The following is a 12947-nucleotide window of genomic DNA, read 5'->3' as shown; positions in this document are numbered from 1 at the left end:
AATCTAACTATCTATCAACGGTCAAATTCATTACATCATTCTTTGGGTAAGCATTTACATAGCCGCCATATACAAATAAACCTAATCCACTGCTCTCCTCTATACCAATAAAGCTTTCATAGTAAAGCCAGCCTTCATAAAGATAGTTTCCTTCAAGTTTTTTATAATAGACTTTATCAGGAGCCATACGTGTCATTGCTCTAACTATTTTTGACCTATAAGCTTTTTCAGCTTTATAACCTGTTGTAAATTCTGTATCTTTTTTAACTTCAGTTTCAGCATTAACATTTACTAAAGGTAATAATGCAAACATTAGTACAATCATTATTATTTTTCTTATTTTATTCATAATCTCTCCTAATTATGTAGGGCATAGACCTATCTACGAGATAAATATTGACAAAAGATAATAATACGATATATTATTACTATACTAACGTATTAGGATTTGTAAAGGAGGGTTTATGATCCTATCTATTAAAAATTTAGAAAAATCTTATGGCAAAAACAAGGTTTTGAAAAACATTTCTTTTGATTTAAAAAAGCCTACAATCCTAGGCCTAGTAGGTCCAAATGGCGCAGGTAAGTCTACTCTAATAAATTGTATAGGAAACCTTATACCATATAGAGGGGAGATAAATATTTTTGGCATTTCCAATAAAAAGCCTGATGTTTTTCAAAAAATGTCAATCCTGAAGGATAATACGATACTCTATCCCTATCTGACTGGCCTTGACCATCTGAAATTTATTAAAGAAAGCCATAAGCTTGATGAAAATAGAATTTCCTATGTGATTGATTTTTTAGATATTGGCTCTTACATGGACAAGAAAGTTTCCTCTTATTCTCTAGGTATGAAACAACACCTCCTCCTTGCCTTGGCTATAATGCCAGATGCTGACCTCATTATAATGGATGAACCCCTTAATGGCCTAGACCCAACAAGCATCCTAAAAACAAGACATATTATTACAGACCTCCATAAAAATAATAAGACCCTCATAATATCATCCCACTCTCTACTAGAAATAGACCAGGTTACCAATGATATCCTCTTTATAAAAGATGGAAGACTTATTTATGAAAATATTAATGATTTTAAGAAATTAAAAGTATTGTTAGGATTTAAAAACTATGAAAATCTTACAGTCTTTAAAAACATCTTAGTAAGGGATGAAAAATTTAAATTTGAGGAAAATCCTGAAAAAAGTATGCTTGAAATAAATATGACTGAAGATAAGTATATAGATTTTATGAATATCCTTGCAAGGTCAAATCTTGAAATAAACAAATTTCAAACAAGTAAACTAGGTGCTGAGGATAGGTATAAGGAAATATTTGCCATAGAGTAAGAACAGCCCACAAACTATTTTAATTTTGTGGGCTAATTTTTTTGAACTTCTATTTCAATCACTTTTTTGACGCACCCATCATTAGAAGGAATTTCTGATTGATCTTTTTTGGGAATTTCTATATCTGGGATTGTGTAGGTTGATTCTTCCATTGACTTTGTTTCCCTAAGTCCAAGTTCATGGGAAAATCTTAGGATGTATTTGGTGTTTGGGAGTTTTACCATGGCTGGTGTTGTCCCTATACCATCCCCTCCTGTCTTTTCCCCTATAATTGTTCCTAGCTTATTATCGCTAAAAAAGTGGGCTGCTCTTTGACCTGATGAATAAACATCTTCATCTATCAAAAGATAAAGATTGCCATTAAATTTATAGTCATCTCCAAATTCGCCAGCATTTTCAAGACCAGGATTAAAGATTATGTGGGTATAATTTTTTCTGATATTATCCATCATCTCCTGATCTTTCTTAAGAAAAGGAATATTATCTTCCAAATATTTAAAATCTGATTCCTTAATTTTCTTTATAGATTCCTTTAATTCCGGATATTGAGGATCATACTTAAAAACCTCATCTGACCTAAATAGGATATATTCATGACTATCTTTAAATTCTCTTTTCCCCAAAATCATCGGATACAAATACCTATCTGTATAAGCAGAATTTCCCCCACCATTGCCTCTAAGATCAATAATTAAAGCCTTTTTATTTTTTGATTTTTTTAAGTAAGTTTTCAAAAGCTCCAAATCTTCCTCAAAATCAGCTGTACCTGGGTCAATCATTGCCCTAATTTTTAAGTAGGCTATGTCCTTATTTATGTCTTGGGTAATTAGATTTTTTGTAGCGGCCCTAGATTCTTTAAAAACCTTATCTAATAAACGTGAGATTTTTGTCCCAAACAAATAATTTATCAAATCAACATTTACTTCTCCTTTAGCCTCCTTATTGGATAAGACAAAGGTCGCTTTCATGTCATAAGATTCTTCACTATCTAATAGATTGGTATGACCATCACCCAAGTCTTCTAAAATCTTATTCATCCTGTCAAAAAATTCCCTATCGGTACTTAGGTTTTTAATTTCTTTCTTATAGTCACTTCTCCTTTTCAAAAAATCATAGCTTCCATTCCTATAAAAAAGAGCATAATAGTTTTCTAGGGTGTCAAAAGCATAATCAAAGTCATTTTCAAAGGGGCTTTGGGTTTTGGAATAATATTTAGGATCAATTTCGTAATCAAAATGCTCTTTCCTATCTCTTAGAATAAATGATAGAGAAAGACCAATTATAAGAGCAATTGCAAGCGTTAATATTTTTTTATATTTTTTCATAATTTACCCTTAATAGTCTAGAACCTTTAAGACTTCCTCAAAAGAAGTCTCACCCTCCATTATTTGGATTAGGCCATTTGTTATCATTGGTCTGAATTTTTCTTTTTTTAGCTTATCCTTTAATTCCTTTGATTCTAGGCCGTAGTTTTTGAGGATGTCTTTAAATTCGTCATCTATTAGGATTACTTCTTCTACAGCCTGACGTTCTAGGTAGCCTTTTTTGCATTTTGGACAGCCTACAGGTCTGTAGATTTTTTTATCCCTATCCACCCTTAGATATTTGCTTACTAGTTCATATTCGAAGTCTGTCATGGTGTCGGCTTTTTTGCAGGTGCATAATTTTCTAACTAACCTTTGGCTGGCCAGTGCATTTATGGCCGATCTTATGAGAAATTCTTCTACCCCTAGGTCTTTTAGTCTTACTAGAGCCGAGAGAGCATCAGTTGTGTGGGTAGTACTTAAAACTAAATGGCCAGTTATAGCAGCCCTTATGGCTATGGCTGCTGTCTCCTTATCTCTTATCTCACCAATCATTATTATGTCTGGATCTTGACGGAGGATGGCCCTTAGGATTTTGGGGTAGGTTAGGCCGATTTTTTCCTTTACTGATATTTGATTTATATTTTCTATCTTGTACTCAACAGGGTCTTCGATTGAAACTATGTTGACTTCCTCTGTATTTAGGCTTTCTAAAAGGCCGTAGAGGGAGGTAGACTTGCCTGAGCCTGTTGGCCCACTTATTAGGACCATGCCGCTTTTCTTGCTGATTGCCTTTTGCAATTTTTCCTTAGAATTATCAGAAAAGCCTAGAAGCCTTGCCCTATTTTTAAATCTTTCTAAAGAAAGGATTCTTAGGACTAGCTTTTCACCATTTACTGTGGCAAGGGTTGATATCCTAAAATCGATGTTTTCAAAATTATCAAGCTTTAGGGCCCCGTCCTGGGGGAGGCGTTTTTCTGAAATATCCATCTTGGCTAGGACCTTTATCTTAGATATTAGCATCTCGGCATTGGTTTTATTTAGTCCTAGGATATCAAATAAGATCCCATCTATCCTTAGTCTAATCTTGCCATAAGTTTCTTCTTGTTGGATATGGATATCAGATGCATTTTCACTTATGGCATGGCTTAACAAGTCGTAGATAAAGCCATCTATATCACTTGTAATCTTTCTTTGGTCAAGCATTATACGCTCCAATACTTATCATCCAAGGACCTGTACCTGATGGCTTCTAAGAGGTGTTTTTGAGTAATTTCTGGGCTTGCCTCAAGGTCTGCTATAGTTCTAGCCATCTTAAGGATTTTGTTATAGCTTCTTACCGAAAAATTATATTTGTTAAAGGCAACTTGACCGATTTTTTCAACGTCTGGGCTAAGTTTGATATATTTTTTCATCTGCCTGGTTGAAAGTAAGGCGTTGGTCTTTATTTTTTCGTCCTTGTATCGTGCACTTTGCATTTTCCTTGCCCTAACCACCTCACTTTTTAGTTCAGCTGATGTTTTAGACTTAGTATCATCCCTCAAATCATCATATTTAACTGGCTTTATCTCTATGTGAATGTCAATCCTATCTAGGATTGGTGAAGAAATTTTATTTAAATATCTTCTAATCTCATTTATGGAGCAAGTGCATTCCTTAAGAGGATTGCCGTAATTTCCACATGGACATGGGTTCATAGCTGCAATTAGGATGAAATCTGAGGGATATTTGACGCTTGCCTGGGCACGAGCCACGTTTATTTCCTTGTTTTCTAGGGGTTCTCTCAAAGCTTCGATAACATTTTTCTGGTATTCTGGAAACTCATCCAAAAACAAAACTCCCCTGTGGGCTAGGGTTATCTCACCTGGCTTTGGCACCGAATGGCCACCGCCTATGAGGGCTACCTGGCTTGATGAGTGGTGGGGTGCTCTGAAAGGTCTTTCATTTACAAGGTGACCGCTATCAAGAAGGCCCATAATAGAATAAATCTTTGTAACCTCTACCCTTTCTTCAAAACTCATATCTGGAAGAATGGTAGGCAAATGCTTGGCTGAAAAGGTCTTTCCAGATCCTGGAGCACCTATCATGAGTAGATTATGGCCGCCTGCAGCTGCAATTTGTAGAGCACGTTTGAGATTTTCCTGGCCCTTAAGGTCCTTAAAATCATAGTCATAAGATATCTTATCTTCAAGAAGGGCTGGATTTATCTTATAGGGACTTTTGCTAATGTCTCCATTTAAAAAGCCGACAATCTCTTCTAACTTCATAAAAGGATAGACTTCTATATCAGATATAATGGCACATTCCTCCCTATTTTCGTAGGGAATTATAAATTTATTGAAGCCCTTCTCCCTCATAGAAATAACCATGGCAAGAGCTCCCCTAATTGGCATAATTCTCCCATCAAGAGAAAGTTCCCCAAGAAAGATAAAGTCATCATTTATCCTTTCGATGATGCCCATAGAGCTTAGAAGGGAAATTGCAATAGGCAAATCTAGCTGGGTTCCTTCCTTTTTTAGGTCAGCTGGTGATAAATTTATGGTAATCCTACCTGCTGGAAATTTGTAGCCGGAATTTATTAGGGCAACCCTGACCCTATCCTTGGCTTCGTTTATTGATGAATCTGGCAGGCCGACTATATTAAATTTTGGCAAGCCGCTTGTTATGTCGCTTTCAACCTCCACCAACCTTCCTTCAAGGCCAATTAGTGAAGTGGTATTAGTTTTTGAATACATATTAACCCCCTGTCTTATTTAATTATATCATAAAATTTATTACTTTTGACCAAATAAAAAAGCTGAGCTTTCACTCAACTTTTATCTTATCTTCATCAAGGCCTAAGATATTTAGATACTTCATAAATTCTTCTGGTGGCCTTTGCTTAAATTCTAGTTTTTCTCCATTTTTATCTTCAAAGGCTAGGTAGGTGCAGTGAAGAAGTGGATGGTCTAAGTTAAATTTGTGCTTGAAATTGCCATAGACCGGATCTCCTAGGAGGGGATGATTGATATTTGTCATATGGACTCTTATCTGGTGGGTCCTGCCTGTTATGATGTGGATTCTGACCAAGGAAAATCCCTCGACTTCACTTAGGACCTCATATTCAGAAATGGCCTTTCTCCCAGAATTTAAAACCGCCATCTTTCTCCTATTGTGAGGGTCTCTTCCCATAAAATTTTCTATCCTGGCTGACTTTTCCCTAAAATTTCCAAAAACTATAGCCAGATATTCCTTTCTGACCTTTCTAGTTTCAAAAAGATTTTTGAGATAACGGTAGGAGTCGTTATTTTTGGCAATTATCATAAGACCGGTCGTATCCTTATCAAGCCTATGGACAATGCCTGGCCTATCTTCTCCGCCTATGTGGGAAAGATTGTCATAGCCGTATTTGAAAAGCAAGGCATTTACAAGAGTTCCTGTAATAATTGACCCTGCTGGATGGACTATAAGGTTTTTTTGCTTGTTAATAACTGCAAAGTCATCATTTTCATAGACCACATCTAGGGCAATATCTTCTGCAATTAATTCAGGAACTTCAAATAGGCTATCGTCGATAAAGATTTCATCGCCTTCTTTTAGCTTGAAAGATGGTTTTATTTGATTTTCATTTACTAGTATAAGCTTATCCTTAATAAAGTCCTTTATCTTCTCCCTTGGTATTTCATCAAGTTCGTCGGATATATACTTATCTACTCTTATTGTATCATCTGCAATTAATATCATATTACTTTCTTTTCTATAGGACTTTTTTGACCTTTTCTACCATTTCTTCTGAGTTTTTGATATTAGCCAATAGCTTTGACCTAATATCAAGACTTGCCCTTGGAGATTTTTCTAGAAGTGTCTTTGCAGCTTCTAGGCTCCTGTTGTTGTTATAAAAGGCTAGGGCAAGGCTGGTATTAATTTGGCTTAAATCTTTTTTATCAGTATAAATAAGTCTAATTAGGTTAAGGGTCCTATCATCCTTGTTTTCTATTTTATTTTTTGTAAGCTTGGCTAGTCCTTCGTTTGCTCTTATTACAAGATTTTCAGACTTCTTACTTGTTCTTTCTAAATCATCTCTTATATTATCAACTGAACTTGTTTTTAGAAGTAAGCTTGCCGCCTCAGAGCTTACCTGATTTTTATAGATGGCATAGGCTAATTTTTTCTCTGTTGTATTAATCCTAGCAAGGTCTGCCTTCTCCTTTTGGGACTTAAGTAGGGTCATTTTATTATCATAATTGATGTAGGCGTCTGTTATCTCAGAACCTAGGTCATTTATAAGGCTTATTTGCTCATCATGGCCAATATTTGCCGTATCTTCTGTCAAAATACTGATAATAAAGCTAGACTTGCCAGTACTTATAAGGGCTAAGTCATTTTCAATATTTTTAAGCTCTCCAGTTTTGTTAAAAGAGTAAAAGCTAGGGTTGATATCTTTTAAAAGCTTGGCTCTTTTTGAAGATGAATCTTCCATAGAAGTCACCATATCTTTAGAAATATCGTCATTTGACTTATAAATTTCAATAAAGCCTGCAATTAGGTCCTTAGAATTTGTAATATTTTCTTCTCCTTGCCCAAGCATCAGTCTATTTAATTTTGTCTTATCTGACCTGGTGTATTTATAGATTGTTTGATTTATCCTATCAAAACCTAATTTTTCTATGAGGCGGTTTGTCGCATCATTATCAGAATTTCTCAAGGCTAGGTCAAGGTCTTCTTTTATATCTCTTGAATAAGGGAAATCTCCATCATAAATGGCATCTCTCATGCTAAGACCAATAAAAATTTTTATTGTAGATGCAGATGGAAGATAAGGCTCATCGGCATTTGACATTCTAATGTCTATGTCACTTTCCCCACCAATTGATTTTACACTTATGTCATAAGTAAGCTTGCCGTCAATAGTCTTATAAATTGCATCATGGATATCTTCTTTGAGGGAATTTTCATCCGCTAAGGTCCTCGGTCCAAAACTTATAAAAAGTCCAAAGATTATTAGACTTATTTTAAAAATTTTCTTCATATAGTCTCCTCATTACTAATCTTATCACATTTGGCTTAGCAAAGTCTAGATAGTGAAAATAATTAGGTAGCCCTTATTAGCCTTTGGAGAATAAAAATATAATTTTTCCTCACTCATTAAATCTAGGTCCATATAATAAATATCATTATTTTGCCTAAATTCCTTAAGGTCATCTAGGATATGGTGGTCAGGATTTTCTCTTTTTATAAGGTCAGTTAGATTTTTATAACGCTTTTCAAAAAAATCATTAACTTCCTTAAAATCTTTTATATCATCTGGGTCTTTTAGGCTAAAAGAATAAACATCTTCCCTATCATTGCCAAAGCCTCGCTCACTATAATATTCTAGCTTATAGGAAGACATCCTATCTCCTATTTCTATTAGGTCCTTAAACTGGGAATTTTCCCTAAGTCTATTTAAAGCTAGGTTGAAAATCGCAATTAGACCAATGATACTTATAAATATTATGATAAAATTTTTAAGTGATTTTTTCATTGTCTATCCCCTTCTTTTAAGATAATTTTATCGTAAATAAGCAAAAAAACAATCCACCCCTGAGGAATGGATTGTAATAGAGTTAAACATTTATCTCTTATTTAGTTTTTTTATAGGCAAGACCTGCTCCGATTAGTCCAATTAGGGCCATTGATGAGCCGATTAGACCTGTCTTTGGGTTTTTAGCAGAAGCCTTGTTTTCTTTTTTAGACTTTTTATCTTCGTTTTTATTTTCTTGAGATTTTACTTCTTCAATTTTATAAATTTTGCTAAATTGGGCTGGATAAGAAGTTAGGACTACATCATCACTTGTTATTTTATATTCCTTACCTACTTTTAATTCGCTTTTTCCAAAATCTTTTTTAGGAACTAGGTACTTATCTTCCTTGTTTGATTTTCTAGCTACTGTCACTCCTTCTTCACCGATTTTTTCAATAACGAAAGTATCTGTAAGCATGGTTTCTTTAGCCTTTTCTGCTGGTTTTTCTTTTTCTGGAGTTTTCTTTTTATCGGCTGCTTTCTCAGGCTTTTTAGAGGCTTCTTTTGCTTCTTCAACCTTATATACGGCTGCAAATTGAGCTGGATCTGATGTTAGGATTTCTTCAGATGTTTCTATCTTGTAAGTTTTGCCTACTTCTGGATTTACCTTGCCAAAGTCTTTTTTATTTAGATTGTATTTGTCTTCTTTGTTTCCTTTTTCATAAACTGTTACGAAATCGCCACTTACTTTTTCTACGACATACTCTTTGGTCATTTTTTTAGCTTCTTCTTTTTCAACTATTGAATAAATTTTATTAAATTGGGCTGGATTAGAAGTCATAACTATATCGTTAGTTGTAATTGTAAAGACTTTGCCTTTTTCAAGCTTCATGTCCTTAAATTCTTTTTTAGGGACATTGTAGACATTTGCTTCATTTCCTAGTTCATAAAGGTCTACACCTTCTTCGTAGATTTCTTTAACTACATAATCCTTTACAATTTTTTCTTCTTCAGTTTTTACCTCTTTTATTTGATGTATTTTAATAAATTTTGCAGGGTCAGAGGCTGTTAGAATATCATCGGCTGTTATTTCTACTTCTTTACCTTCTACAAGGTCAATATTTTTGAATTCACTCTTAGGAACATTGTATAAATCATCTGGGTTAGATTTTTTATATAAGTCTACCCCTTCTGCATTTATTTTTTTAATTACATAAGTATCAGTAAAAACGTGGCTTTCCTTACCTTCTATTACCCTATAGACTTTTACAAATTTTGCAGGATCAGATTCTAGGATTTCCCAAGATGTATAAAGGGTGAAGACTTTTCCTTCCTTAAGGTCCATTCCCTTAAAATAAGATTTTGGAACATTGTAGACTTCTGCTTCGTTATTAACTGCTACAAGGTCTACACCTTCTTCATAGATCTTTTTAATCTTATATTCTGCTACTTTTGGATTTGATATTGGGTCTTCTGCTTCGATTTCATTTACTTTTTGATTTTGGATTTGTTCGCTAGCGAAAGCAGTGTTAATTAACATAGCTGAGATTGCTAGGGCTAGTAATAATTTAGATTTTTTCATGATACCCTCCTTAAATTTTGTATTGGCATCTTTCTTAATTATATAATACCCAATAGGGTGTTAAATTTGTGTTAATTTTGTAGAAATTTTGAAAGTTTTTTTTAAGTTGTATATTAATATAAGAAGAAAATAGCAAAGGAGATTTAAATGAAATTTATTTCATGGAATATAGATTCACTAAATGCAGCCCTTACAAGCGATTCTAATAGGGCTGTGATGAGTCGTTTAGTATTAGATACTATCGCTAAGGAAGATGCTGATATCATTGCAATCCAAGAAACCAAACTTCCTCACGGAGGTCCTAGCAAAAAACATAAGGAAAAACTTGCTGAATATTTCCCTGATTATGATTATGTCTGGCTTTCAAGCCAGGAAGGAGCTCGCAAATCTTATGCAGGTACCATGACCCTTTATAAAAAAGGCCTAAAGCCTGAGGTTGACTTTCCTGTAATAGGTGCTCCATCTACAATGGATTTGGAAGGTAGGATTATTACCTTAGAATTTGAAGATTATTATTTCACCCATGTTTATACACCTAATGCAGGCGGCGAGCTTGCAAGACTAGCTGAAAGACAAGAATGGGACAAACTTTATGCAGATTATCTATCTAGTCTTGACAAAAATAAACCAGTAATTGCCTGTGGCGACTACAATGTAGCCCACGAGGAAATTGACCTAGCCCATCCAGAAAACAACCACATGTCAGCTGGTTTTACAGACGAGGAGAGGGAAGGCTTTACTAACCTTTTAGCAAAGGGCTTTACAGACACCTTTAGACACATCCACGGCAATGTCGAAGGCAAGTACACCTGGTGGGCCCAAAGGGTAAAGACAAGTAAAATCAACAACTCAGGCTGGAGGATTGATTATTTCCTAGTTTCTGATAGGATAAAGGATTTAATCACAGATTCTGATATGATTAACTCAGGTGAAAGGCAAGACCACACTCCAATTGTTTTAGAAATCAATATATAAGAAAAAACCTTGAAGCATCCATTTCAAAATGGCCTTCAAGGTTTATTTTTATACTCTTAACTTTTTATCATTCATATATACTTCGTCAATTATTGCAGATCCCAAACACACTTCTCCATCATAGAAAACTGCAGCTTGGCCTGGGGTAACTGCCTTGGTTTCATCATAGGTCACTTCTACCTTGCCATCTCCAAGAACTTTTACATGGGCCTTGATATCTGCTTGTCTGTACCTAAATTTGGCTGTGCAATCAAATTCTTTTGGACATTCTTTATTAGAAATCGTAGAAAATTCTGAACCGTAAAGCTTATTTGAAAATAAGAGAGGATTTTTCTTGCCTTGGCAGACTAAAAGTTCGTTTTTCTCTAAATCCTTGCCATAAACAAACCAAGCTTCACCTTCTCCACCAATTCCTAAACCTCGTCTTTGGCCTATGGTGTGGTACATAAGGCCATCGTGTTTGCCCAAAACCTTACCCTTGGTATCTACAATATTTCCTGGTTGAGCTGGCAAATAATGGGATAAAAATTCATTAAAATCTCTTTCACCTATAAAGCAAATACCTGTCGAATCCTTCTTATTAGCTGTAGCAAGGCCAGCCTTCTTGGCAATATCCCTTACCTCAGATTTTTGTAAATCTCCTACAGGAAATAATACATCCTTTATTTGGTCTTGGGAAAGTTGGCTTAGAAAATAGGTTTGGTCCTTGTTTGAATCTAGACCCCTAAGCATTTTTGTTTCCCCACTAGACCTATCGACTCTGGCATAATGTCCTGTAGCTAGGTAATCAGCCCCCAGATTTTTAGCGAAATCTAAAAAAGCATTAAATTTAATTTCCTTATTGCACATGATATCAGGGTTTGGAGTCCTACCCTTCTTGTATTCTTCAAGAAAATAAGAAAAAACCCTGTCATAGTATTCTTTTTCAAAATTTATCGAATAGTAGGGAATACCGATTTGGTTGCAAACAGCTACCGCATCTTCAAAGTCTTCTTCTGCAGTGCAGAAGCCATTTTCGTCGGTATCATCCCAGTTTTTCATAAAGATTCCTGTCACATCATAGCCTTCTTCCTTTAATAGAAGGGCTGCAACAGAAGAATCCACCCCACCTGAGATACCTACTATTACCTTTATATCTTTTTTATCTTTCATCTCAAAGCTCCTAACACTTCTATCAGTTTGTCTATATCTTCTCTAGAATTTTCAAAACCCAAGCTTATCCTAAGCGAGTTTTTCGCCCTTTCTGGCCCATAAATTCTTTCAACGACCTTTGAAGGAATCACAGCACCAGCCCTACAAGCAGATCCTGCAGAAACCCCTATTCCGTGCATATCCAAATAGGTAAGGAGAAAATCCGCCCTATAATCCTTAAAATAAATATTTATAATATGGTCTACATCTTTTTCTGGATCTCCATTTATTTCAAAAGCCAAGTAAGTTTTGCCAAGGCTTTCTATCAAATAATTCTTTAATTTTCTTATCTTTTCTCTTTCTTCAACCATATAAGGGAAAGATTCAGCCATGGAATAGGCTCCCATTACAAAGGATGTGCCTGCCCTGCGGTATTTTTCTTGCTCGCCGCCCTTTATAAAGGAAGGGAGGTTTTCTCTTGCAAAAAGCACTCCAAAGCCGTTTATTCCACCAATTTTATGGCCAGAAAGGGATAAAAAGTCAATGTTCATGCCATCTACATCTATATCAAGATGGCCATAGGCCTGGACGCAGTCTACATGAAAATACACATCCCTATCTTTTAAAAATTCTCCAATTTCCTTAATAGGTAAAATCAAACCAGTTTCGTTATTAACCATCATTATTGATACAAGCTTGATCTCATATGTAAGCTTTGCCTTAAGGGCCTCAAGTACATCTGTATCTTTTTCAATCTCTAAAAGAATGGTATTTTCTGGCTTATAAGTATTTTCTATAGAGTCATGTTCTATATTTGTTGTAATGATTTTCTTATCAGCAAAGGCTGATAAAACTGTATTATTTGACTCACTTGCCCCTGATGTAAAAATAATTTGAGATGGATTTGCATTTATGCTTTTTGCAATTTTCCCCCTCGCTTCTTCCAAAATCTTCTTAGCTTCTCTGCCAAAGGCATGGCTTGAATCAGGGTTGCCGTCAAACTTATCAGCATTTTCTAATATATCTTCTAAAATTTTCTTTCTTTTAATGCTAGTTGCAGCATAGTCAAAATATATCTTCTTCATTCTTTGAATATACTTTTATAAAGCTTGATATCAAGA

The 12947-nt window shown here is 34.9% G+C and carries 12 protein-coding genes; 2 read left to right on the top strand and 10 right to left on the bottom strand.

Annotated features, from left to right (window positions below):
* Nucleotides 1–7 precede the first annotated feature (7 nt).
* Nucleotides 8–349 (bottom strand): hypothetical protein, encoded by a 342-nt coding sequence (locus tag RRB46_RS06090; protein WP_106459931.1) that lies wholly within the window; start codon nt 347–349, stop codon nt 8–10.
* A 115-nt stretch (nt 350–464) separates the two neighbouring features.
* Between RRB46_RS06090 and RRB46_RS06085 the strand changes: the two genes are divergently transcribed.
* Complete coding sequence (locus RRB46_RS06085; protein WP_311537856.1) at nt 465–1352, top strand: ABC transporter ATP-binding protein; 888 nt, start codon at nt 465–467, stop codon at nt 1350–1352.
* A 32-nt stretch (nt 1353–1384) separates the two neighbouring features.
* Here RRB46_RS06085 and RRB46_RS06080 read toward each other — a convergent pair whose 3' ends face one another.
* The 7 genes from RRB46_RS06080 to RRB46_RS06050 all read right to left on the bottom strand — a co-directional run bounded on the left by RRB46_RS06080 (nt 1385) and on the right by RRB46_RS06050 (nt 9720).
* Nucleotides 1385–2677 (bottom strand): S41 family peptidase, encoded by a 1293-nt coding sequence (locus RRB46_RS06080; protein WP_311537855.1) that lies wholly within the window; start codon nt 2675–2677, stop codon nt 1385–1387.
* 9 nt (nt 2678–2686) lie between these two features.
* Nucleotides 2687–3862, bottom strand: coding sequence for a GspE/PulE family protein (locus RRB46_RS06075; protein WP_311537854.1), 1176 nt, complete (start codon nt 3860–3862; stop codon nt 2687–2689).
* On the bottom strand, nt 3862–5391 hold the full coding sequence (locus RRB46_RS06070; RefSeq protein ID WP_311537853.1) for a YifB family Mg chelatase-like AAA ATPase: 1530 nt from the start codon (nt 5389–5391) through the stop codon (nt 3862–3864). The genes RRB46_RS06075 and RRB46_RS06070 overlap by 1 nt, the downstream gene beginning before the upstream one ends.
* A 70-nt stretch (nt 5392–5461) precedes the next feature.
* Entirely contained in the window at nt 5462–6379 is a 918-nt protein-coding gene (locus RRB46_RS06065) for an RluA family pseudouridine synthase (RefSeq protein ID WP_311537852.1), read from the bottom strand.
* A 13-nt stretch (nt 6380–6392) separates the two neighbouring features.
* On the bottom strand, nt 6393–7664 hold the full coding sequence (locus RRB46_RS06060; RefSeq protein WP_311537851.1) for a serine hydrolase: 1272 nt from the start codon (nt 7662–7664) through the stop codon (nt 6393–6395).
* 45 nt (nt 7665–7709) lie between these two features.
* Nucleotides 7710–8159 (bottom strand): hypothetical protein, encoded by a 450-nt coding sequence (locus tag RRB46_RS06055; RefSeq protein ID WP_311537850.1) that lies wholly within the window; start codon nt 8157–8159, stop codon nt 7710–7712.
* A gap of 97 nt (nt 8160–8256) precedes the next feature.
* Nucleotides 8257–9720, bottom strand: coding sequence for a hypothetical protein (locus tag RRB46_RS06050; RefSeq protein ID WP_311537849.1), 1464 nt, complete (start codon nt 9718–9720; stop codon nt 8257–8259).
* 147 nt (nt 9721–9867) lie between these two features.
* On the opposite strand from RRB46_RS06050, the gene RRB46_RS06045 reads away from it, so the two are divergent.
* Nucleotides 9868–10695 (top strand): exodeoxyribonuclease III, encoded by an 828-nt coding sequence (locus tag RRB46_RS06045; RefSeq protein WP_296127155.1) that lies wholly within the window; start codon nt 9868–9870, stop codon nt 10693–10695.
* A gap of 48 nt (nt 10696–10743) precedes the next feature.
* Here the strand turns inward: RRB46_RS06045 and mnmA are convergent, their stop codons facing one another.
* Together mnmA and RRB46_RS06035 are read right to left on the bottom strand one after the other, a co-directional pair.
* The gene (gene mnmA / locus RRB46_RS06040) at nt 10744–11847 is read right to left on the bottom strand and encodes a tRNA 2-thiouridine(34) synthase MnmA (protein ID WP_311537848.1); all 1104 of its coding nucleotides are present in this window, start codon (nt 11845–11847) and stop codon (nt 10744–10746) included.
* Nucleotides 11844–12911 carry a cysteine desulfurase family protein gene (locus RRB46_RS06035; protein WP_297689151.1) on the bottom strand — a complete coding sequence of 356 codons (1068 nt, stop codon included), beginning with the start codon at nt 12909–12911 and terminating at the stop codon, nt 11844–11846. The genes mnmA and RRB46_RS06035 overlap by 4 nt, the downstream gene beginning before the upstream one ends.
* Between the last annotated feature and the right edge of the window lie 36 nt (nt 12912–12947).

Source organism: uncultured Anaerococcus sp., assembly GCF_963512375.1.
In the GTDB taxonomy this organism is placed as follows: Bacteria; Bacillota; Clostridia; order Tissierellales; family Peptoniphilaceae; genus Anaerococcus.
This window is presented reverse-complemented; position numbering and strand designations above follow the sequence as displayed.